The sequence below is a fragment of the Pantoea sp. AS142 genome (assembly GCF_037152305.1).
Classification (GTDB): Bacteria; Pseudomonadota; Gammaproteobacteria; order Enterobacterales; family Enterobacteriaceae; genus Pantoea.
This window is the reverse complement of record NZ_JBBCMO010000008.1, coordinates 96,921-120,824: the sequence shown is the minus strand read 5'-3', so window position 1 is coordinate 120,824 and position 23,904 is coordinate 96,921. Positions and strand designations below refer to the sequence as shown.

The window sequence follows — 23,904 nt, the reverse complement described above, 5'->3', positions numbered from 1 at the left end:
CTTTGCTTTGTGACCCGCCGCGCACCAGCGCGTAGCCTCCACCAGGACTATTCTTAATTTCATAAGAACATTGAATATAGATGTTCAGGAAGTAAACCATTGGCGTATATTTTGCACACACTCTGAAGAGGTCTAGTGCCTCACAGAAATGAGAATATGCCCGCAGAAAGCTTGATGGCATCCACATAAATAACACACAACATTTGATTTTTTTGCCCACTATGAAGGCACAAAATTCAACAGCCTCAGCGTATTAGAGGCGCTGGAACTTTTCCGGCAAACAATAGTAAAAAAAATAATTATAAATTGCGCGGCAAATAGTCAGGTCTCTATCCATACTTAGTCTCCCGGCATTTGTTGCAGTGTTCTGACATCTTTAAAGCAGTGCATAGCAGGCTGTGTCCCGTAGTGGTTTCTCTCATAACAAAAACAAACCCTTGCGGGATCCAGCCTGTAACAGGCCCGGTTTCAGAGTCCTGACTTCAGGCTCGTACCTCTCTACTTTCACGTGCTTCATAGTGAGTTTTTAAGGAGTTCTCTATGGAATTAAAAGACCCGATGTTTGAATTGCTCAGCAGCCTTGAGCAGATTGTTTTGACACGTGATGATCGCGCCGCCGAGTTACTTTTTCAGCGTCAGCAACCCGCCCAGCCAGAGCCGCAGCGTCTGCGCGAAATGACCGGCATGCAGGTTGATGAGTTTGCAAAAGTGATGGGCGTAAGCGTTTCTTCCGTGAAAAGCTGGGAAGCCCGGCGTACCCGTCCTTCAGCGACGGCACAGAAATTGATGAAGTTATTACATGCCAATCCCTATCTGGGGCGACAGTTGCTAGAATAAACAGACATCACGAAAAGAACCCGCCTGAGGCGGGTTTTTTATTAGCGCAATTCGCTGTATTTAGCTGCCTGTTTCACAAACCAGCTCTCCGGCACGCTATAGGGGGGCTCCCGCAACTGTGCAAGCCCGCTTTCTATAATCGTGGAAGCCTGCTGCCATAACTGCGCATCTCCCTGTTTCAGCAACTCAATCTGTATCTGCTTTTCAACCAGGTAAACCCGGGCAAAGTCAGGATCAAAACGCACAATAGCGCGGGTGTTATCGATGATGTCAGCCAGTTTGATGGTCTGCGCTTCAGGACTGGCGCTGGCAGTATGGCGGAAATGGGCCAGTTTACGGGCCGCCCGGTTTTTTGCGGCAGCGGGTGCGTGATTGGTCAGCATCTCCACCAGACTGGCCACGTGCGCACCAAAGTAGGCTTCGATATCACCCTGCGTGGTTAAGGTATCTTCCACGGTGTCGTGCAGCCAGGCTGCCGCTAATAAGGCATCGTCATGGCTGACGCTGCGCACCAGTTCCACCACCGCTGCCGGATGAACAATGTAAGGCTCATCGGTATATTTGCGGCGCTGACCGGCACGGGCATGTGCTTCGGTGGCGAAGCGACGCGCCTGTTCTTCCAGTGAATTCTGCATGCTTTTTCCCCTGACAAAAAGTTTGCTTGCAATTATCTAGCGCGCTATTTATATTAATCACCATGAACAGTGATCAAGATGACAAAAAAGTGAAAACGATGCCACTGTTGGTCGATCAGCATCTCTGCTTTTCTCTTTATTCTGCCAATCTGGCGATGAGCAAAGTCTATCGCCAGTTGCTGAGCCAGCTTGACATCACTTATCCGCAATATCTGGTGATGCTGGTGCTGTGGCATAAAGACGATGTCACGGTTTCAGAGATTGGCGATCAGCTTTTCTTAGACTCAGCGACATTAACGCCACTGCTGAAGCGGCTGGAAAGCGCAGGTCTGATTAACCGGCAGCGAACCCGTCAGGATGAACGACAGGTTGCTGTGACGCTGACCCATGCGGGCCGCGCGTTATGGGCTAAGGCTGAAGCGATTCCTGAAGCGATTAAATGTGCCACAGCCTGTGATGATGACACCCTGCTGGCGCTGAAATTACAGTTGGATGGGTTACGCGATAACCTGAATCAGTCACGATAAATATTGCTGACGGGTGCGCTGCACCCGTTACACCTCACCGCCTGATTACGGATAGATAAGTAGCGGGCGATTAAATAGCGTAATGGAGAAGTGTCATGTCTTTAGAACAAGTGGTTTACCGTGCCAAAGCCAAAGCAACCGGTGGTCGTGATGGTCGTGCAACCTCATCTGACGGTGTACTGGACGTGAAACTGGGCGTACCAAAAGAGATGGGCGGTGCCGGTGGCGAAGTGACCAACCCTGAGCAGCTGTTTGCTGCGGGCTACTCAGCCTGCTTCCTCGGCGCGATGAAATTTGTGGCGGGCCGTGACAAATTCGCCATGCCGAAAGATGCGTGGATTGAAGGTGAAGTGGGTATCGGCCCAATTCCCAACGGCTTTGGTATCGAAGCGACGCTGAACATTCATCTGCCAGAAATGGATGAAGCAGAAGCGCAGAAGCTGGTTGATGCGGCGCACATCGTTTGTCCTTACTCAAACGCCACCCGTAACAACATTGATGTCACGCTGAATATTATTCGCTAAGCATGCTGCGGGCCCGAAACCATCAGGCCCGCACTTTTCTTCTGCCATCATTTCCTTTCCCCTGATGCTCTCTGTGACACTACGTCCGACAGTCACTCTTCGCGGTGTACAAAAAATGTGCTAATCAGGTCGACAACGATTATTTTCTGGTCTATACAACCCGGCCATGTTTTACTGAGCCACCTCGCGTTATAGCCCAGAAATCCGTTCAGAATTTTCCTTCATCTTGTCCGGTTCGCTTATTCAGCGAACTCTGCCGCGTTTCGGCAGTCACATAAAAGATTTGGTTAAGCGCTTCACACCGGAGAAACACCTTTTTTCATGAATTATATTAAAACCCTGACTCAGCAAAAGTTATCATTCTTGCTGGCGCTCTATCTCGGTATATTACTGAATTTACCGATTTTCTATCGTCGTTTTGACGGTTTTCTCAAGCAATCGACAATAACGAACTGGCTGACTGCCGTCACCGAGGTGGTGGCCATTGTGCTGCTGACTTTCTTCCTGATGCGTCTGCTTTCGCTGGGAGGAAAGTGGTTTTATCGCGTGCTGGCCACGCTGATTGTTCTGATTTCTGTTGCCGCCGCCTATTACATGGCGTTTTTTAACGTGGTTATTGGCTACGGTATTGTGGCTTCGGTGATGACGACCGATACCGATCTCTCCAGAGAGGTGATCGGCTACCATTTCGTCTTGTGGATGGTGCTGGTCAGCGCGCTACCGCTGCTGATGATCTGGTGTAACAAGCTGAGCATGACGCTGAATGAACAGCTGCGTACGCCAGGGCAGCGTCTGAAACCGACCCTGATTATGCTGCTCTGCGTGGCGCTGGTCTGGCTGCCGATCCGTTATTTCGACAAGTTGCAGAAGCACAACGAAGAGATCACCAACATTGATTTGCCGAGTTACGGCGGTGTGGTGGCGCACTCTTATCTTCCTTCGAACTGGCTGGCCGCTGTCGGACTGTTTGCCTGGACCCGCGTGGATGAGTCGCTGAAAAGCGAGGAACTGCTGGATCCGGCGAAGAAGTTTACTTACGTTGCGCCTGCCGGGCTGGATGACACCTATGTGGTGTTTGTCATTGGCGAAACAACGCGCTGGGATCACATGGGAATGCTGGGCTATGAGCGTGATACTACGCCCAAGCTGTCAAAAGAGAAAAATCTGGTGGCGTTCCGCGGCGAGTCTTGTGACACCGCGACCAAGCTGTCGCTGCGCTGCATGTTCGTACGTGAAGGCGGCACCATGGACAACCCTGGCCGTACGCTGAAAGAGCAGAATGTATTTGCGGTAATGAAAGCGCTGGGTTTCACCTCTGAGCTGTTTGCAATGCAGAGCGAAGTCTGGTTCTACGACAACATCAATGCCAACAACTTTGCCTTCCGTGAACAGATTGGTTCAGAAGAACGCAACAAGGGTAAGGCGGTGGATGACATGCTGCTGGTGCCGGAGATGAAAGCATCACTGGATCGCTTCCCGAAAGGTAAGCATCTGGTGGTACTGCATACTAAAGGTTCGCATTATCTCTATTCACAGCGTTACCCACGCAGCTTCGCGAAGTATCAGCCGGAGTGTATGGGCGTGGATGAGACCTGCAGTAAAGCGCAGTTGATCAACGCTTATGACAACTCGGTGCTGTATGTCGATAGCATGCTGGATAGCGTGCTGGATCAGCTGCGTGATAAGAAGGCGATCGTCTTCTATGCTGCCGATCACGGTGAGTCGATCAGCGAGAATATGCATCTGCACGGCACGCCGCGTGAGATGGCACCGCCTGAGCAGTTCCGCGTACCGATGATGGTCTGGGCGTCAGATAAATATCTGGAAGACAGCCAGAACCGCAGTAATTTTGAGCGGCTGCAGGCGCAGCAGCGTGTGGGCCGTGTCCATCGCCACGTTGAGTTGTTCGATACCATCCTGGGCTGTCTGGGTTATACCTCACCAGATGGCGGGATTAACCCGGCCAACAACTGGTGCCAGGCACCGGCTAAAGATCAGACTAAATCGCCTTAATCGTGGTCGTAAAGGGTAAGGCAGGCGGTTGATTTCCGGTAACCGCGTGCTTTCCAGGCGATTGGCGGCAAAAGCATAAAAAGCGGTTGACGCTGATCGGGGGGAGCAGTAACATGCGCCCCCATCGGCGAGTAGCGCAGCTTGGTAGCGCAACTGGTTTGGGACCAGTGGGTCGGAGGTTCGAATCCTCTCTCGCCGACCATATTTAAGAAACCTGTCTGAAAAGACAGGTTTTTTTTCGTCTGTAGAAGAGTGATTTGCAGGCAAAGAATTAGCGCTGTGCGGGCTTCAGACGGCTGACAGATCTAAACCCGAGTGAATCTGACCGCAGCGCATAAACTCAAGGCAAAGGGAACACGGGCAGAGGAGGAAAGCGTCCCACGCCAGGGACGGCGTGGGCCGGGCGTCCAGGGATGGTTTAAGCGCCTTTGCGATCTGCCCGTGTTCCTGAAGCATTCTCGATCTTACCGCTAAGCATTCACATTCTTACCAGTTGAGCAGGCTTCAGGGAGCATATGCCTTCCGCAAAGATGCAAAAGACGCCATCCCTGGCATGCTCAGCGCGGACCCTCCCTGGCCCGCGATGCTTTGCTACAGGCGTATGCTCCCTTCGCTTCACGTCTGGCAGATCCAAACCTCATCTGCTTCCTTCCAGAAAGTTCCAGTAAAAGGTTCCGCCGCGCATTCTGTTTGCCAGCCATTGTTATCACCACTTTCCCGCTGGCAAACCTTGCCACATCAGACATTCGATCATAATTCGCGACACGTTCTTCTTATGACCGAAAGCGGCAACATCCTGATTTCTTATGCTTCTTTGCCAGCATATTCCGCTGGGTGAACGTCATAACGCACGGTGAATCGTTCAGTTGTTCAACATTTGCTGGTTAAAGTTTTAAGTTTTTTAGCGTTGAGAATCACTAGCGACAGAGCTGATATCCAGCACAATGCACGGAAATCAGGTCAGTCGCGGTGTACATTGTATGGCTTTTAGACTGAAACGGTTTTTATTACCGTTGCATGCTATCCCTCACACTCTGTGTAAATAAGTAACCGTTGTATTGACGTTCTTTGCAACTGTTGACAAATTGATGCGTCAATAAAAGCGCCGTAACGGAATTTTCTGAATGCTAACCCGCATCAGAAAAAACAAAAAAAACGTCGCGCGCTTTAACCACCTGTTCGGTGGTACGCCTGAACCGCATAAAAAAATCAGAGGTCGGGCAATACACACAACATCACATCACAATGGAGCAAAAGCATGATCAACTCCCTGGCTAAATCCGGGATGCTGAAGGTCGGTCTGAGCCTGATTGCTATGACTGTCGCCGCCGGTGTTCAGGCAAAAACTCTCGTTTACTGTTCAGAAGGTTCTCCGGAAGGTTTTAACCCGCAGTTGTTCACCTCGGGCACCACCTACGATGCTAGCTCACGTCAGATCTACAACCGACTGGTTGAGTTCACTATTGGCACTACTGAACTGCACGCTGCGCTGGCAGAGAAGTGGGATGTCAGTGAAGATGGTAAGACGTATACCTTCCACCTGCGCAAAGGCGTGAAGTGGCAGACCACTAAAGATTTCAAACCAACGCGTGACTTCAACGCGGATGATGTGGTGTTCACCTTCGCGCGCCAGCTGGATAAAAATAACGCCTATCACGGCGTTTCCGGTGGCAGCTACGAATATTTCGAAGGCATGGACATGCCTAAGCTGATCAGCAAAATTGAGAAAGTGGACGAGAACACCGTGCGCTTTGTGCTGACGCGTCCTGAAGCGCCGTTCCTCGCGGATCTTGGCATGGACTTCGCCTCGATTCTGTCGAAAGAGTACGCTGACAACATGCTGAAAGCGGGCACCCCGCAAAACGTCGACCTGAATCCGGTGGGTACCGGTCCGTTCCAGCTGCTGCAGTACCAGAAGGATTCGCGCATCCTTTACAAGGCGAACCCGGATTACTGGGGCACTAAGCCGAAAATCGATCGCTTAGTCTTTTCGATTACCCCGGATGCATCGGTGCGTTACGCCAAGCTGCAGAAGGGCGAATGTCAGGTGATGCCATATCCAAACCCGGCTGACATCGCGCGTATGAAACAGGACAAAAACATCAACCTGTATGAGCAGGCTGGCCTGAACGTCGGCTATCTGTCGTACAACGTTGAGAAAAAACCGCTGGATAACCTGAAAGTGCGTCAGGCACTGACCATGGCGGTGAACAAAAAAGCGATTATCGATGCCGTTTATCAGGGGGCGGGTCAGCCTGCTAAAAACCTGATCCCACCTACCATGTGGAGCTATAACGACGCGGTGAAAGACTACGCCTACGATCCTGAGAAAGCTAAAGCGCTGCTGAAAGAAGCGGGCATGGCAGACGGTTTCTCTATCGACCTGTGGGCAATGCCGGTTCAGCGACCTTACAACCCGAACGCGCGCCGCATGGCTGAGATGATCCAGAGCGACTGGGCGAAGATTGGTGTAAAAGCCAAAATCGTCACCTACGAGTGGGGCGAATATCTGAAGCGCGCCAAAGCGGGCGAACACCAGACCGTCATGATGGGCTGGACCGGCGACAATGGGGATCCAGATAACTTCCTGGCCACCCTGTTCAGCTGTTCAGCGGCAAAAGATGGCTCTAACTACTCGCGCTGGTGTGATAAATCCTTTGAGGATCAGATCCAGCCAGCGCGTGCTACCGCCGATCAGGCGAAGCGCATCGAGTACTACAAGCAGGCACAGGTTGTGATGCATGACCAGGCACCGGCGCTGATGATCGCGCACTCAACGGTATACGAACCGGTCAGCAAGAAAGTCTCCGGGTACAAAGTCGATCCGCTGGGCGGACACTACTTTGCTCAGGTAGACATTAAAGAATAATTGTCGCCTTTTCCGGGGCGGCTGCGCGTCGCCCCGGCTTTATCTCCCTGTTTTACTGGAAACGGTAGAGGCGTAGCCTGTCTGCGTCACGGGCGGGCCTGCCCGATCGTCAGATGTAAGCAATAACAACCCTCGCGGCGACGGTCGCGCGGACAAGAGAGAACCCGGATTATGCTGCAGTTCATACTCCGACGTCTGGGCCTTGTCATCCCAACGTTTATCGGCATTACATTACTCACCTTCGCGTTTGTTCACATGATCCCCGGCGACCCGGTGCTGATCATGGCAGGCGAGCGCGGTATTTCTCCTGAACGCCATGCACAGTTAATGGCGCTGTTAGGTCTGGATCAGCCGCTGTGGAAACAGTACCTGAACTACATTAACGGCGTATTACATGGCGACCTGGGCATTTCACTGAAGAGCCGCATCCCGGTCTGGGAGGAGTTTGTTCCGCGCTTCAAAGCGACGCTGGAACTCGGCATCTGCGCCATGATATTTGCCGTGGCCATTGGTATCCCGGTTGGGGTCATGGCGGCGGTAAAGCGCGGTTCAATTTTCGATCACACCGCCGTGGGCATCTCACTGACCGGCTACTCCATGCCAATCTTCTGGTGGGGCATCATGCTGATTATGCTGGTTTCGGTACAACTTAACCTGACGCCGGTTTCCGGGCGGGTCGGCGACACCGTCTTCCTGGATGACAGCATGCCGCTGACCGGCTTTATGCTGATCGATACCTTCTTCTGGGGTGAACCGGGCGACTTCCATGATGCGGTGATGCACATGATCCTGCCCGCCATCGTGCTCGGTACCATTCCGCTGGCGGTGATTGTGCGTATGACGCGATCGGCGATGCTCGAAGTACTGGGTGAAGATTACATCCGTACAGCGCGCGCCAAAGGCCTGACGCGGATGCGCGTGATCGTAGTGCATGCGCTGCGCAACGCCATGCTGCCGGTGGTGACGGTGATCGGCCTGCAGGTCGGCACCTTGCTGGCCGGGGCGATTCTGACCGAAACCATCTTCTCGTGGCCGGGTCTGGGTCGCTGGCTGATTGAAGCGTTGCAGCGCCGTGACTATCCGGTGGTGCAGGGCGGTGTGCTGCTGACCGCAGTACTGATTATTGTGGTCAACCTGCTGGTTGATCTGCTGTATGGCGTGGTTAACCCGCGCATACGTCACAAGAAATAAGGGGGCATCATGTCTGTTATTGATCCCGGCAGCGTTACCGTTGCACCCAAGCCGATGACCCCGTTTCAGGAATTCTGGCACTACTTTAAACGTAACAAAGGCGCTGTCGTCGGCCTGGTTTACATCGTCATTGTGCTGTTGTGCGCCATTTTTGCCGATGTGCTGGCCCCGCATGCCCCTGCCGAACAGTTCCGAGATGCGCTGCTGCATCCGCCGGTCTGGCAGGAAGGCGGTAACTGGAGCTACATTCTGGGCACCGACGATGTGGGCCGCGATGTGCTGTCGCGTCTGATGTACGGCGCGCGCCTGTCGCTGCTGGTTGGCTGTCTGGTGGTGGTGCTGTCGCTGATTTTCGGCGTGATATTTGGTCTGGTGGCCGGGTATCTCGGCGGCGTGGTCGATGCCACTATCATGCGTCTGGTCGATATCATGCTGGCACTGCCAAGTCTGCTGCTGGCGCTGGTGCTGGTCGCCATCTTTGGCCCCTCAATTGTTAACGCTTCAATCGCGCTGACGTTTGTGGCATTGCCGCATTATATCCGTCTGACCCGCGCTGCGGTGCTGGTGGAAGTGAACCGCGACTATGTGACCGCCTCCGGCGTGGCCGGTGCCGGTATGTTGCGCCAGATGTTCGTAAATATTCTGCCTAACTGCCTTGCACCGCTGATCGTGCAGGCGTCATTAGGTTTCTCCAACGCCATTCTTGATATGGCGGCGTTGGGCTTTCTCGGTATGGGTGCGCAACCGCCAACGCCGGAGTGGGGCACCATGCTCTCCGACGTCCTGCAGTATGCGCAAAGTGCCTGGTGGGTAGTGACCTTCCCCGGATTGGTCATTCTGCTTACCGTGCTGGCATTTAACCTGATGGGCGATGGTTTGCGTGATGCCCTCGACCCGAAACTCAAGCAGTAAAGAGGTACCGAGATGGCGTTATTAAATGTAGACAAACTGTCGGTGCATTTCGGCGACGATAAAGCACCGTTCCGCGCGGTTGACCGCATCAGTTATCAGGTTGAGCAGGGCCAGGTCGTGGGTATCGTGGGCGAGTCGGGTTCCGGTAAATCGGTAAGTTCACTGGCGATCATGGGGCTGATCGATTTCCCCGGCAAAGTGATGGCGGAGAAGCTGGAGTTCAACCAGCGCGATCTGAAACGCATCTCCGAACGCGAGCGCCGCCAGCTGGTGGGCGCAGAAGTGGCGATGATTTTTCAGGACCCGATGACCAGCCTTAACCCCTGCTATACCGTGGGCTTCCAGATTATGGAAGCGATCAAGGTGCATCAGGGTGGCAATAAACGCACCCGGCATCAGCGGGCGATCGACCTGCTGAATCAGGTCGGTATTCCCGATCCTGCGTCACGGCTCGATGTTTATCCGCACCAGTTGTCGGGTGGCATGAGTCAGCGTGTCATGATTGCTATGGCGATCGCCTGTCGGCCTAAGCTGCTGATCGCCGATGAGCCGACCACGGCGCTCGACGTAACCATCCAGGCGCAGATCATTGAACTGCTGCTGGATCTTCAGCGGCAGGAGAACATGGCGCTGATTCTGATTACCCACGATCTGGCGCTAGTGGCAGAAGCGGCGCACCACATCATCGTGATGTATGCCGGTCAGGTGGTGGAGAGCGGGAAAGCGACCGATATCTTTAAAGCGCCGCGCCATCCTTATACGCAGGCGCTGCTGCGCGCGCTGCCGGAGTTTGCGGCCGATAAAGCGCGTCTGGCCTCACTACCTGGCGTGGTACCGGGCAAGTATGACCGCCCGGTTGGCTGTTTGCTTAACCCACGCTGTCCCTATGCCACTGACCTTTGTCGTCAGGAAGAACCTGCACTGCGAACCATTCCAGGACGCCAGTCCAAGTGTCACTATCCGCTGGACGATGCCGGGAGACCCACTTATGAGTCATGAAACCACGAAAGATCAGTTCCTGCTGCAGGCGATTGATCTGAAGAAGCACTATCCGGTTAAGAAAGGGCTGTTTGGTCAGGAGCGCCTGGTCAAAGCGCTGGATGGCGTCTCTTTTAATCTGGAACGCGGCAAAACGCTGGCGGTCGTCGGCGAGTCAGGCTGTGGTAAATCCACCCTGGGCCGGTTGCTGACGATGATTGAAACCCCGACTGAAGGGCAGCTTTACTGGCATGGCCAGGATCTGCTGAAGCACGATCCCCAGGCGCAGAAGCTGCGTCGTCAGAAAATCCAGATTGTGTTCCAGAATCCGTATGGCTCACTCAATCCGCGTAAGAAAGTAAGCCAGATTCTGGAAGAGCCGCTGGTAATCAATACTCAGCTGACTAAAGCGGAACGCCGCGAGAAGACGCTGGAGATGATGGCGAAAGTCGGCCTGAAAACCGAGCACTACGACCGCTATCCGCACATGTTTTCAGGCGGTCAGCGTCAGCGTATCGCTATCGCTCGTGGGCTGATGCTCGATCCGGACGTGCTGATAGCCGATGAGCCGGTTTCGGCGCTTGATGTGTCGGTGCGTGCCCAGGTGCTTAACCTGATGATGGATCTGCAGCAGGAGATGGGGCTCTCTTACGTCTTTATCTCGCACGATTTGTCGGTAGTGGAACACATTGCCGATGAGGTGATGGTGATGTATCTCGGCCGTTGCGTAGAGAAGGGCAGTAAAGCGGCGATTTTCGCCAACCCGCGTCATCCTTATACCCAGGCTTTGCTGTCAGCCACGCCGCGACTTAACCCTGACGACCGTCGTGAGCGCATTAAGCTGACCGGCGAGTTGCCCAGCCCGCTCAATCCGCCGCCAGGCTGTGCCTTCAATGCGCGCTGCCACCGACGTTTTGGCACCTGCGTGCAGTTACAGCCGAAGCTGAAAAACTACGGCGGTCAGGAGATTGCCTGCTTCGCAGTTGATCAGGATGAGAATCAGCCAGTTGGCGTGGCAGAAAAAGTCAGCTGAGGGTTAGCGGCGCGTTCTGAAGTATACAGACCGCACAAAATTGAAAGCGATGGGATCATACGCCTGTAGCAAAGCATCGCGCGCCATAGATGGCCCGCGCGCTGAGCCTGCCAGGGATGGCGTCTTTTGCGTCTTTGCGCAAGGCGTATGCTCCCTGAGTCTGTTCGCTATCTTAACTCCCCAGCCGAAGGCTCCTTTCTGGAGCTTTTTTTCTCAATTCAGCTCACGACCGCACCGCTGGCGGGTCAGCCATTGCTTTCAGGTTATTGCCCTCTTTTTTCCGTTACCAGGCTTAACCTGTTTTTTTTGCTGGCGATATTTGCAGCGGAAAAAAGTTAAATGCCATCCATCCCTTATTGCAGCATGCAACGTTGGTTTGTGCATGCGGCAACCTTATCTTTCCTGAACCACTTTTATATTAGCCGTGCTGGCTGTGCCAGTGGTTGTCAGAGCGGCATTTTCCGGCAGATTATTAAAACAGTGCTAATCAATTTAACTTAAACATCACTTATTAATACTGAGGGGTAATGACTTAATAGCGGCTTTATTACGCCAGGAATGAATCTTTATGATTAAACTATTTTATTGAATGTGCTTTTTTTGTAATCAGGTTTTTCTGACTGTCATTAAGGGGATGTGTTATATTCCAGGAAAATTCGCCCCTTGTTGCAGGCCACGACGCATGAAGAATAATTACGATGATTTGCAGCGTTTTCAGGAGAAAACGCAAACGCTCGACATCGACTTTAAAGATATGTCTGGCCAGACGCAGGAAGCGGCGGAACACAGTAAATGGGCTTTGATTCGCCAGCTGGCGAAAGAGGAACATCAGACCCCATTTGAGGGTGGCCAGCGTATTGACCTGCCGCAACCTCAGCCGCTGCGCGGTGATGAGTTTACGGCCCCCCCGCCTGAGGCACCGGCACGCTACGCCACGCTCAGTGCGCAACCCGCAATGGCTACCCGCAGTTCGATTCTCGATAGCCTGTCAGGCAGCACCCTGCCTGCTGCTGGTCAGGCTGAAAGGGATCCTACATCCTTATTTCCGCCGCCGCCAAAACCACAAAAAGTCGCTGAGCCTGCGGCTGCACCGCGTGGTGAGCCGGTGCGACCCGCTGCTGTGGCGGATCTTCAGCCCGTTATTGCGCCCACCGGACCCCATTCTGAGCCGGGAAGGTTTAGTGCGCTATTCCGCTCACGCGATATTAATCTGCCGAAAGAAACCTTACTCAAACCGTTACTGGAGAAGATTGCGCTATGCCGTTAGTTTGTGTGTGCTCGCCGAAGGGGGGCGTGGGAAAAACCACGCTGGCGGCGAATCTGGCCTGGAGTCTGGCGCGTTCCGGCAGCAAAGTTCTGGCCATTGATTTTGATGTGCAGAATGCGCTCCGTCTTCACTTTGGCGTGCCGCTCCACGATGGCCGCGGATTCGTGGCGCGCTCAGAAGAGCAGGCGGACTGGAGTCAGTCAATTCTCACGACCGGCGGCAATATCTTTGTCCTGCCCTATGGTAACGTCACGGAGCCGCAGCGCGAACGGTTCGAAGAGAACCTGATGAAAGACCCCCACTTTATTAAGCGCGGTCTGGATACGGTGCTCAATTATCCCGGCCTGGTGATTGTGGCTGATTTTCCGCCGGGACCCGGCCCGGCCCTTAAAGCAATGACGGCGCTGGCCGATATGCATTTAGTGGTGATGTTAGCGGATACCGCGTCAGTGTCGTTATTACCGCAGATTGAAGAGAACCGGATGATCGGTAAACCGCTCAATAATAAGCAGGGTCACTATTTTGTCCTGAACCAGTGTGACAACCGCCGGAATATTAATCGCGATGTCACCGCGTTTATGCAGCAGCGCTTGGGCGATAATCTACTGGGCGTGGTTCACCGTGATGAGAGTGTGGGTGAAGCCAACGCTTCCCAGCAGTCTGTTTACGATTTCAGTCCCGCTTCAGCAGCGGCATTTGATATTGAACTGATCGCGAAACGCGTCAGCAGCATTCTGAATATCACCGTGGGTAATGGCGAAGTTCAGGCTTCCATCCGCACAAATCATTTTTAGTCGTCAGGTTTCGCCAGGCGACTGACTTACACAGCGCTTCTCAGGGTAAATCATGAGTAAAATCGGGTTTTGCCTGCTGCTGCTGGTGCTTGCACCCGTTGCCGCGGTAATTATCATTACGCCGATGGACAGTCAGAAACAGTATATTTTTGGTCTGATCAGTATCGGCATGATGTTTTTATTGGGTTTCAGCAAGAGCCGCAAAATAACTGTGGTGATGGTGATTCTCTCTGCATTGATGTCCAGCCGCTATATCTGGTGGCGTACCACCGAGACGCTGCACTTTAATTCCGAAGTTGAAGCTATTTTAGGGATTGGCTTATATCTGGCAGAGCTTTACGTCTGGCTGATTTTAATTCTCGGCTTCCTGCAAACCACCTGGCCATTAAAACGCACCATAGAACCCTTGCCGGACGATACCCGTCTGTGGCCGACGGTCGATATTTATGTGCCTTCCTACAATGAAAGTCTTGATGTAGTGCGCGACACCGTACTGGCAGCGCAGTGTATTGACTACCCGCGTGACAAAGTCAGGGTCTATCTGCTGGATGATGGCAGGCGCAGCGAATTTGCCCGCTTTGCGGCGGATGTCGGGGTAGGTTATATCACCCGTGACGACAACAAACATGCCAAAGCCGGTAACCTCAACCATGCGATGAAAATCACCCAAGGTGAGCTGATTTGCATCTTCGACTGTGACCATGTAGCGACCCGTACCTTCCTGCAGGCGACGGTAGGACCGTTCCTGAAAGATCCGAAGCTGGCATTGTTACAGACGCCGCACTACTTCTATTCCCCCGATCCCTTTGAGCGTAACCTGCGCGCCGCGCGCAGCATTCCGAATGAAGGCTCGCTGTTTTATGGTCCGGTGCAGCAGGGGAACGACAACTGGAACGCCACCTTCTTCTGTGGCTCCTGTGCGGTTATCCGGCGTTCAGCGCTGGAAGAGATCGGCGGCTTTGCCGTTGAAACCGTCACCGAAGATGCGCATACCGCCCTGAAAATGCAGCGACTGGGGTGGGGATCCGCTTTTTTGTCGATCCCGTTGGCTGCCGGTCTGGCAACCGAACGCCTCGGTCTGCATATCATTCAGCGAACCCGCTGGGCGCGCGGTATGACGCAGATCTTCCGCGTTGATAACCCGCTGTTTGGCCGTGGCCTGAAGTGGCAGCAGCGTCTTTGCTATCTCAACGCCATGCTGCACTTCCAGTTCGGCCTGCCACGTGTTGCCTTCCTGACCGCACCGCTGGCTTACCTGCTGTTTAACCTCAATATTATTCACTCGTCGGCGTCGCTGATTTTTGCCTATGTACTGCCGCACCTGGTGATGTCGCTCTACGTTAACTCGCGCATGAATGGCCGTTTCCGGTACACCTTCTGGGGAGAGATTTATGAGACGGTGATGTGCTTCCATCTGGTCATCCCGACTATTCTGACCCTGCTGTCACCCAAACATGGCAAGTTTAACGTGACTGATAAAGGCGGTGTGCTGGATCAGGGCTTCTTCGATTTCCACATCGTGCGTCCGCACGTAATTGTGGCGCTGCTGTTGAGCATTGGCATTGTGGCTGGCGTGGTGCGTGCAGTGATGCATGACTATTTTGGCGTCGATCCTTACGTTATTGCACTCAACGTCGGCTGGGCGATCTTCAGCCTGATCATTCTGATGGCGGCGATTGCCGTGGCGCGTGAAACCAAGCAGGTGCGTAAAACCATCCGCGTTGAAGCGCAAATTCCGGCGATTATTCATTACGCCAGCGGCATTTCATCGCGCACCCAGACCAGTAACCTTTCGATGGGGGGCGCGCAACTCAATGCGCCCGATGGACGTCATGAGTCGGATGAGATTGAAGAGATTGATCTGCTGCTGAAATCAGGCGCGATCACCATCCCGGTCACTAAGATTTCCGGCGATGAGGAGAGCATCCGTCTGCGCTTCGAGGCCATGCCGCTGGCGCGCCGTCGTGAACTGGTCCGTGTGGTGCTGGCGCGTGCAGATGCCTGGATTCAGCCGGAGTATAAGCAGGACAACCCGTTGATTTCGCTGGGCACCATAATCCGTACTGTGTTTGAGCTGTTCTGGCTGACCTGGAAAGGCCGCCACGATAAACGTAAAAAAGTTGACCCGGTTGCCGCGGCAGCCAAAGAGGATGGCGCGGCATGAAGATCCTGACGCAAACGTTGCTGGCCAGTTCACTGATCGCAGCGTTATGGCTTACGCCGGCTGGCGCGGAAACCGCGGTTGCAATTGATAACAGCAGTGCTGCACCGGTGAATAGCGCTGCCCCGACGCCACCTGATGCCACGTCAACCGCTTCAACTGCTCAGTCTGCTGATACCGCAGTCAGTGCGGAAAAGGTCAATCAGGTTCCGGGCAGCGATGGGGCGCCTGCGACGCAATCTGTGTCCCCCATAGATAATGGGACATCTGCCACCCAGGCGGCAGGTTCAGCCCAGGTGACGACTCCGGTCAGCGGTGGAGAGTCTGCAGCGCAGTCAGTGCCACCCGCGGACAAGACGGCCGCTGCGACACAATCCGCAGAATCTGCACCGGCACCGGCACCACAGGGCGCATCACCGAATACCCCGCCGGCATCAACAACGCCCTCTTACGCACCGGCTGGTGAGGCGACATCAGCGCCTCAGATGACCTCAGCGACAGGTGAGACTGCGGCTTCTGCCCCGACCCCAGCGCCGACGTCCAGCCCAGGAGCCGTGACGCAGGACAGCAGCGCGCTGTCAGCGGTGCCCCTGCCGCAGGGACTGAGCCGTGCCGATCCGGCGCTGGCAGCGGCCGCCAGTGCGCTACCCTACGCGCCAGGCCAGGCGACTGCGCCGGTTGCAGAACCGCAGCCGCCGATCACGGCGGCCATCAATCAGCCGATCAGCAGCGTAATTTCAGTGGCCCAGATGGGGCAGTCGCGCGGCATCACGCTGACCGGTGGTCAGTTGCAGTCGGGCATCACCTTTACCCTGCCTAACGATGAAGTCATTACCAATGCGCGACTCAATCTGACCCTGCGTGTTTCAGCCGCTCTGGCGGCACGTAATACGTCGCTGCAGCTAATGCTGAATGGTCAGCCGCTCGGTACGCTGCCGCTGGGAGCCACTGACAGCGACGTCAGTGACTATGAACTGGATATTCCGGCGGCGATGGTGGTATCAAACAACAACCTGAGTTTTAAAATCAACGATGCGGATAAGTTGCTGTGTGAGAAAGAGAGCGCACAGCAGTATCAGGTCACTATTCTGCCGAACACCTCGCTGCACCTTGAGGGGCAGCAGCTCAATATCGGCACCAGCCTGCGTAATTTCCCGCGCCCCTTCCTTGATCCTCAACGGATGACGGCGGCCACCGTTACGGTCGGCTTTGCCAGTAACGTCTCACCCGATGCCGTCAGCGCGGCGGCACTGGTGGCTTCCTGGCTCGGCATTCAAAGTGATTATCGCGGCATCCGTTTCCCGGTGGTGCGCGGCGAACTACCGGAAAATAACGGCATCCTGTTTGGTCATCCTGGCGACCGAATCGGCGCCCTGACTTTCCCGGCCAGTAACGGCCCGATGTTGCAGGTGGTGGATAATCCCAATAACCCGGTTTACAAATTGCTGCTGGTCAGTGGCCACAATGACGACCAGCTGCGTCAGGCGGCAAACCGGCTGACGACGCAGCCACTCGCGACCAATGAGAGTCATCTGCATGTCCCCGCGCAGACCATTGTAAACCGCAAACCTTACGATGCACCGCGCTGGATTAACACCGACCGCCCGGTACGCCTGAGCGAACTGCTGCGTAAAGATCAGAGTCTGACCAGCAGCGGCATCTGGCATGATGCGCTGCGCGTGAACTTCCGCGCCGCGCCTGACCTGTTCCTGTGGGATGGCAATACGGTACCGGTCAATCTGCACTATCGCTTCCCGTCAGAAAGCTGGATTGATGAGGATAACTCGTTCCTTAACGTCATGCTGAACGGCACTTTCCTGCGTAACCTGACGGTGAACAAAGTTGGCCTGCTGGAGAGCGCCTGGCATCGTTTGGGCGGTGATGCGCGGCAGGAGCAGTATCAGCTTAATCTCGAACCCTATCTGATCTATGGCGACAATCAGCTGGCGCTCTACTTCAATATCAAACCGCGGGCTGATGCACCCTGCGGCGTGTTACTGAACAACAATATCAAGAGTCGGATTGAAGAGGACTCGTGGATCGATCTGAGCCATACCCGTCACTTCAGCATGCTGCCGAACCTCGCTTACTTTGTGGGGGCCTCTTTCCCGTTCTCGCGGCTGGCCGATTTCGGCCAGACCACGCTGCTGCTGCCTGAAATGCCCAGCGATGCCGAGCTGTCGACGCTGCTGGACCTGGCGGCGCGGGCCGGTAATGCCACCGGCATAGCACTGACGCAAAATCAGGTGCTGTTTGGTCTGCCCGGCGGCGGTACCCATCTGGCGCGCATACAGCAGAGCGATCTGCTGGCGGTCAGCACCACCGGTAATCGCGCTTTTAATCAGGCGATGCTGGCGGCGTCACCTTATGACGCCACGGGCACCACCTTTGGGGTGAAAGAGCCGGATACGCTGGAAAAATTACGCGGCTGGCTAACCGGTGACTGGAGTCGTCAGCAGCTGGATGCCGATCGTTACTTCTCTTCCAATGAATCATGGCGTGGTTTCCTCAGCTATCGCTCGCCGTGGAATCGCGATCGGCTGGTGGTGATGACGGTGGCAACCAGCGACGATCAGCTGTTGCGACTGCATAACGATTTGAGTTCAGCGCAGATTAACGCCGCGGTGCGTGGTGATACCGCGATTATTACCGACGAAAACGGTATGCGCAGTTTCCGCGTCGGTGCGCAGTTCCCCAGCGGAGAGTTGCCCTGGTACATGATGGTGGTGTGGTATGCCAACCAGCACTCGGTGCTGCTGGCGGTGGTGGCAATGCTGCTCTCTGCGCTGGTGGGCAGTGCGGTCTGGGTGATGCTAAAGCGTCATGCCTGGCGTCGTCTGCACCCAGAGCAGGACCGTGATTCCGGCAGGAAGTAAGGATAAGAATAATGAAAAAAAATCTGTTAAATGCCGGTATCCGCAAGGCGTTACTGCTGGGCAGCGCGCTGACTTTGTCTCCGCCGCTGCTGGCGGCAGAAAGTGAGAATCCGGCGTTGCAGGCGCTGTTTGATCAGGCGTCCTACTGGCATCAGAAAGCGCATGACGACCTGGCGAAAGCCTCACTGGAAAAGGTGCTGATGGTTGAACCCAACAACACCCAGGCGCTTTATCTGCTGGCGCTCTATTCACAGCAGGGCGGCGACAATGCGGCGGTGGCACAGTATCGCAGCCGTCTGAGTCAGGTCTCCCCTGATAATCCGCATCTTGACGAGCTGGATAATGCGCGCCAGATGCAGACTATTCCGCAGGCGCAGCTTTCACTGGCGCGTCAGCAGGCGCGCAGCGGCAATATTCCGGCGGCGTTACAGACCTGGCGCAATACCTTCAGCGGCAATGAGCCACCCGCCAGCGTCGCGGCGGAATATTATCTCACCATGGCGGGCGACCGGACGCTGCTGCCGCAGGCGGTTGAGGCGCTACGGCAGTTTGCGGCTCAGCATCCGCAGGACACCGGTGCAAAGCTGGCGCTGGGTAAAGCGCTGACTTATCAGGCATCGACCCGTCGTGAAGGCATTGAGGTGCTGAGTTCGCTGGCGAGTGGGAATCAGGATGCCGATCGTTCGCTGCGCCAGGCGCTGCTGTGGCTGGGTCCACAGCCTTCAGATGCGGCGCTTTATCAGACCTGGCAGCAGCGTCATCCGCAGGACGCCGCAGTCATCGACTATTACCGTAAAAACGTCGGCGGAGCAGAAAAAGGGGTTGGATTCAGTGCGCTGAACAGCGGTGACGTCAGGGGGGCGCAGGCCAGTTTTGAAAAAGTGCTGGGGGCCAATCCGCAGGATGCCGATGCGTTAGCGGGCATGGGCTATGTGGCCCAGCGTGCCGGACGTTATCAGGAAGCGGCCGATTATTTGCAGCGTGCCGCCCGGCTCGGCGGCGAGCAGGGTTCATCGCGTCAGCAGCAGGCGGATGATGCCCGCTTTTATGCACAACTCTCCAGCGCTCAGGCGGCGCTGAAAAGCGGAGACAGTGCGCAGGCGCTGACCTTAAGCGAACCGCTGCTCCAGGCTGAAGGTGAAAAAGGGCTGGCCGCCAGACTGTTCCGTGCCGACGTGCTGCGCCGCATCAATCAGCCGGCGCAGGCGGAGCAACTCTATCGCACCATTTTGCAAAGCGATGCGGATAACCGCAGTGCCAAAGAGGGGCTGTTCTACGTTCTGCGTCAGCAGAATCGGGGGGCCGAAGCGAATACGCTGCTGGGGGCTCTGCCGGAAAGCGTCCGCCGGAGCGTCACGCCACAGGCCAGTGAAGCCGATGCGCTGCGTCAGCAGGCGAAGCGTCAGATGGCGGCCGGTAACAACGCCGCGGCCATCGCAACGCTGCAACAGGGCATTCAGCGCTCTCCCACGGATGGCTGGCTGCGGCTCGATTTGGCCCGGCTTTATCGTCAGCAGGGCGACACGCTGCTGGCGGCCAATGTGATGCAGCCGGTGATGCGCGACGGGGCCAGCACCAGCGAGCTTTATGCGGGGGCGCTCAACGCCAGCGAAAGCGGTGGCTGGCAGCAGGCCAGCACGTTGCTGTCACGCATTCCGGCTACCACGAAGACGGCGGCGATGCGAGAACTGGCACAGCGGGTTAATTTCAATCTGCAGATGAGCATGGCCGATCGCTATCTGGCGCAGGGCGCTACGGTGGCCGCCGCCAATACCCTGAAGGCGCTCACGGTCAATCCGCCTGCCAATCCGGTGGATGCCGGAAACCTGGCGCAGAAGCTGGCGCAGGCGGGCGATCTCACCAGTGCGGTGTCGGTGGTGCGGGCTAACCTGCAGCGTGGCGTGCAGGGCAATGCGGGCGATTATGCGGCGCAGATGACGGTGCTCAATCAGGCGGGCCTGGGCAGTGAGGCGCAGCGCTTTCTCAGCAATCCGGAACTGCAGGCACGCAGTACCCCGACGCAACTGGCTGGTCTTCGCAACGGTTATCTGATCAACGAAGTGGATCGCTTGCGGCAGCAGCGGCAGTACGCAGTGGCGTATGACAAGCTGATGGGTGCGCTGCAACAGGATCCCCAGAACCGCGATCTGATGTTCGCGATGGCCCGTCTCTACCAGGACGGCAGGATGAACCGGGATGCGGGCGTGGTGTATGACTACCTGATGACCCAGGATACGCCGACGCAGGATGCGCGCGTCGGAGCCATCAACGTCGCGCTGGCACAGAACAATGTGCCGCGCGCTAACGAACTGAGTCGTGGCCTTAACACTACGACTCAGACGCCGGATCGTCTGTTGCTGCTGGCGCGGGTCGCGGAAGCGAATGGCGAGCATTCACAGGCGATGGCTTATCTGCGTTCAGCACGCGGGCAGCTGATTGGCCTGCAGGGCGCTCAGCCTGGTAGCGTGCCGACAGTGGGCGGACTGGCGCTGGCGGATAATCCGTTTATCAGCCGGACTACCTCGCCAGTGGGACATTCGCCGTCCCGCTACGGCACCGTGCTGCCATGGCAGGCGCCCCCTGTTAACGTTGCGGCTCAGGACGAACCCACAGCGGGCAGCGAAATCACGTCTCAACAGTTACAGACTCTGCACGACGTCAACACCCTGATGGATACGTTGCAGGAGAAAACCGGTACCTGGAGTCAGGGTATGGCGCAGGTGCGCAGTCGTGATGGCGATTCCGGTTTAAGTAAGCTGAATGAAGCTAAAGCGCCGCTGACCTTCTCTACCGTGCCGTCTGGAAAGGCGCGCTTTGACTTTACCGCCACGCCGGTGTCACTGATGGCTGGCAGTGGTGCAGGCGATGCCTGGCGTCGTTTCGGCACCAATGCGCTGAGTCAGGGCAGGGTAGTGGCCGCAGGCGGTGCGACGGTGAATGACCAGCCTGACGCCACCACCGATTCGCAAACCGCCTCTGGCGTGGAGCTGAATCTGGCGCTGAAGGACGACAATTACAAAGTGGATCTCGGCAGTACGCCGCTGGGCCAGGATCTCAGTACCCTGGTCGGTGGCGTGCAGTGGTCACCGAAACTCACCGACTTCCTGACGCTGATTCTGACCGGTGAGCGCCGCGCGATTACCGACAGCCTGCTCTCTTACGTCGGCGCAGAAGATAAAACCAGCGGCAAACGCTGGGGGCGTGTCACGAAGAACGGGGCTAACGCCCTGTTAAGTTATGACAATGGCGATGCGGGGTTCTACGCCGGGGCGGGCGCGTACAGCTATCTTGGCGAGAATGTCGCCAGCAACAACAACCTGCAGGCAACTGCCGGCGCCTATGTCCGTCCGTTCCACACGGAGGATCGCGAGCTGAAAGTGGGCATGAGCCTGTCATGGATGGACTTCTCGAAAAACCTCAGCTACTTCAGTTACGGACAGGGCGGCTACTTCAGCCCGCAGAACTACGCGTCGGTCTCGTTCCCGGTGGAATTCTCACGCAAGTTTGAGGATTTAAACGTGAACATTGGCGGTGCAGTCGGTTATCAGACTTACAGTCAGGATAAGAGTGCTTATTTCCCGGCAGATGCCAGCCTGCAGTCTCAGCTGGAATCCCTTGCTGCCAGCGGCAGCGTGAAAGAGGCGTACTACTCTGGCAGCAGTAAAAACGGCATCGGCTATAACCTGCATGCCGGTGCTGACTACAAACTGAATAAAGATGTGACGATTGGCGGCCAGCTGGGTTATGACACTTTTGGTGACTACAATGAAAGCCGCGCGCAGCTCTATGTCCGTTACCTGTTTGGAGAGAAGTAATGAGTGAGCATTCGGGGGTCTCGCATCCTTATCAGCCGGGCTGGTTCGACCTGGTCAGCGTGCTGATTGACGGGATGATCGCCAACGCCGGTCACCAGGAGGCGGGAGCCTTTCTGTATAAGATGGGTGAATCGCTGGCGACCCGCTATCCCTTGCCAGAGTCGCGCACCGTGCAGGATCTGGAGCGCGAGTGCAATCTGCAGCTGGCGCGTTTTAACTGGGGCTTTGTGCAGCTTCAGCCAGAAGAGAAGGCGCTACTGATTGCGTATCACGCCTTACCGGCCGGCGATAATATCCCTTCTCCCGCTGACTGGCAGGCGGCGTTTGGTGCGGTGATGGCGGGACTTTTTTCAGGCTGGTTGCAGGGCCAGGGCGGCAGCAGCATTGTGCCGGTTACACTTGAACTCAACGAGGGCAGCACGCTGCACTATCGATATCAATAGGATTAGAAATGAAACGTAAACCACTCTGGCTGGGCTGGATCTGCTCTGTTTTACTGCTGGCTTGCAGCGCGCAGGCGACGGCCAGCGGCTGGGACACGTTTAAAAGTCGCTTTGTGACCACTGAAGGGCGGATCACCGACACCGCGAATAACAATGTCAGTCACACTGAAGGTCAGGGTTATGGCATGTTGCTGGCGGTGGCCAACGACGACCGCGCCACCTTTGATCGGCTGTGGCAGTGGACCCGCAGCCAGCTGCGGAATCCGCAGACCGAACTCTTCTACTGGCGCTATGTGCCGGGTAGTGACAATCCGGTTGCCGACAAGAATAACGCCTCGGATGGCGATGTATTGCTGGCCTGGGCGCTACAGCGTGCCGCACAGAAATGGCAGGTGGAGAGCTACCAGCAGGCATCTGACCGTATTCAGCGCGCCATCATCAAGCTGAATGTCACGAGTTTTGGCGGCCACACTGTCATGCTGCCGGGCGCGCAGGGCTTTAATAAAGCCAGCTATGTGGTGCTCAACCCCTCTTACTTCCTGTTTCAGGCGTGGCGGGAGTTTGGCGAACGCAGCCATCTTCAGGTCTGGGATACGCTGATTAACGACGGCTTTGACCTGCTGGGTAAGCTGAGCTTTGGCAAAACCGGCCTGCCGCTGGACTGGGTCGCGCTGAATGCCGACGGTTCGGTTGCGCCAGCTGTCGGCTATTCGAACCGCTTCAGTTACGACGCGATTCGCGTACCACTGAACATCGGGTGGTACGATCCGCACAGCCTGGCACTGGTGCCGTTTCAGCGCGTCTGGCAGGGTTACAGCCGGATGCTAACCCCCGCCTGGTTTGACGTGCTGGCGAATGCCCCTGCACCTTACCATTTGGAGGGCGGTCTGCTGGCGGTTCGTGACCTGACGCTGAATGAAACTGGCTATCTGAGCGATAAGCTGGCTGCGGATCAGAACTACTTTTCTGCCAGTCTGCAGTTGCTGACCTGGCAGGCATTTCAGGAGAAGCGCTGATCACCTGCAGAAC

17 protein-coding genes and 1 tRNA gene are annotated in these 23,904 nt (G+C 55.8%); 17 read left to right on the top strand and 1 reads right to left on the bottom strand.

Annotated elements, in window-relative coordinates:
* The first annotated feature begins 540 nt into the window (after window positions 1-540).
* A complete protein-coding gene (locus WFO64_RS15370) occupies window positions 541-837 on the top strand; it encodes an HTH-type transcriptional regulator (RefSeq protein WP_337012965.1) in 297 nt (98 codons plus the stop codon).
* A gap of 41 nt (window positions 838-878) precedes the next feature.
* On the opposite strand, the gene WFO64_RS15365 is transcribed toward WFO64_RS15370, so the two are convergent.
* Window positions 879-1,472: an HD domain-containing protein gene (locus WFO64_RS15365; RefSeq protein WP_337012964.1), complete on the bottom strand. Its 594-nt coding sequence runs from the start codon at window positions 1,470-1,472 to the stop codon at window positions 879-881.
* Between the two features lie 62 nt (window positions 1,473-1,534).
* On the opposite strand from WFO64_RS15365, the gene WFO64_RS15360 reads away from it, so the two are divergent.
* From WFO64_RS15360 to WFO64_RS15285, 16 genes are all read left to right on the top strand, one after another.
* Window positions 1,535-1,999 (top strand): MarR family winged helix-turn-helix transcriptional regulator, encoded by a 465-nt coding sequence (locus tag WFO64_RS15360; RefSeq protein WP_337012963.1) that lies wholly within the window; start codon window positions 1,535-1,537, stop codon window positions 1,997-1,999.
* A gap of 95 nt (window positions 2,000-2,094) precedes the next feature.
* On the top strand, window positions 2,095-2,523 hold the full coding sequence (locus WFO64_RS15355) for an organic hydroperoxide resistance protein (RefSeq protein ID WP_337012962.1): 429 nt from the start codon (window positions 2,095-2,097) through the stop codon (window positions 2,521-2,523).
* 321 nt (window positions 2,524-2,844) lie between these two features.
* Window positions 2,845-4,536, top strand: a complete 1,692-nt coding sequence (eptB, locus tag WFO64_RS15350) for a kdo(2)-lipid A phosphoethanolamine 7''-transferase (RefSeq protein ID WP_337012961.1) — start codon at window positions 2,845-2,847, stop codon at window positions 4,534-4,536.
* Window positions 4,537-4,661: 125 nt separating this feature from the next.
* Window positions 4,662-4,738: transfer RNA gene (locus WFO64_RS15345), tRNA-Pro, on the top strand.
* 1,056 nt (window positions 4,739-5,794) lie between these two features.
* The gene (dppA, locus tag WFO64_RS15340; protein ID WP_337012960.1) at window positions 5,795-7,405 is read left to right on the top strand and encodes a dipeptide ABC transporter periplasmic-binding protein DppA; all 1,611 of its coding nucleotides are present in this window, start codon (window positions 5,795-5,797) and stop codon (window positions 7,403-7,405) included.
* Between the two features lie 171 nt (window positions 7,406-7,576).
* Window positions 7,577-8,596 (top strand): dipeptide ABC transporter permease DppB, encoded by a 1,020-nt coding sequence (dppB, locus tag WFO64_RS15335; protein WP_337012959.1) that lies wholly within the window; start codon window positions 7,577-7,579, stop codon window positions 8,594-8,596.
* A gap of 9 nt (window positions 8,597-8,605) precedes the next feature.
* A complete protein-coding gene (gene dppC / locus WFO64_RS15330; RefSeq protein ID WP_337012958.1) occupies window positions 8,606-9,508 on the top strand; it encodes a dipeptide ABC transporter permease DppC in 903 nt (300 codons plus the stop codon).
* 12 nt (window positions 9,509-9,520) lie between these two features.
* Window positions 9,521-10,507 (top strand): dipeptide ABC transporter ATP-binding protein, encoded by a 987-nt coding sequence (dppD, locus tag WFO64_RS15325; protein ID WP_337012957.1) that lies wholly within the window; start codon window positions 9,521-9,523, stop codon window positions 10,505-10,507.
* Entirely contained in the window at window positions 10,497-11,519 is a 1,023-nt protein-coding gene (gene dppF, locus WFO64_RS15320; RefSeq protein ID WP_337012956.1) for a dipeptide ABC transporter ATP-binding subunit DppF, read from the top strand. Before dppD ends, dppF begins: the two co-directional genes overlap by 11 nt.
* Before the next feature lie 682 nt (window positions 11,520-12,201).
* Complete coding sequence (gene bcsO, locus WFO64_RS15315) at window positions 12,202-12,786, top strand: cellulose biosynthesis protein BcsO (protein ID WP_337012955.1); 585 nt, start codon at window positions 12,202-12,204, stop codon at window positions 12,784-12,786.
* Entirely contained in the window at window positions 12,777-13,580 is an 804-nt protein-coding gene (bcsQ, locus tag WFO64_RS15310) for a cellulose biosynthesis protein BcsQ (RefSeq protein ID WP_337012954.1), read from the top strand. The genes bcsO and bcsQ overlap by 10 nt, the downstream gene beginning before the upstream one ends.
* Before the next feature lie 52 nt (window positions 13,581-13,632).
* Window positions 13,633-15,744 carry a UDP-forming cellulose synthase catalytic subunit gene (bcsA, locus tag WFO64_RS15305; RefSeq protein ID WP_337012953.1) on the top strand — a complete coding sequence of 704 codons (2,112 nt, stop codon included), beginning with the start codon at window positions 13,633-13,635 and terminating at the stop codon, window positions 15,742-15,744.
* Window positions 15,741-18,617: a cellulose biosynthesis cyclic di-GMP-binding regulatory protein BcsB gene (bcsB, locus tag WFO64_RS15300; RefSeq protein WP_337012952.1), complete on the top strand. Its 2,877-nt coding sequence runs from the start codon at window positions 15,741-15,743 to the stop codon at window positions 18,615-18,617. The genes bcsA and bcsB overlap by 4 nt, the downstream gene beginning before the upstream one ends.
* 11 nt (window positions 18,618-18,628) lie before the next feature.
* Entirely contained in the window at window positions 18,629-22,432 is a 3,804-nt protein-coding gene (locus WFO64_RS15295; RefSeq protein WP_337012951.1) for a cellulose biosynthesis protein BcsC, read from the top strand.
* On the top strand, window positions 22,432-22,875 hold the full coding sequence (bcsD, locus tag WFO64_RS15290) for a cellulose biosynthesis protein BcsD (protein ID WP_337012950.1): 444 nt from the start codon (window positions 22,432-22,434) through the stop codon (window positions 22,873-22,875). Before WFO64_RS15295 ends, bcsD begins: the two co-directional genes overlap by 1 nt.
* 8 nt (window positions 22,876-22,883) lie before the next feature.
* Entirely contained in the window at window positions 22,884-23,891 is a 1,008-nt protein-coding gene (locus WFO64_RS15285) for a glycosyl hydrolase family 8 (RefSeq protein ID WP_337012949.1), read from the top strand.
* Window positions 23,892-23,904: the final 13 nt, after the last annotated feature.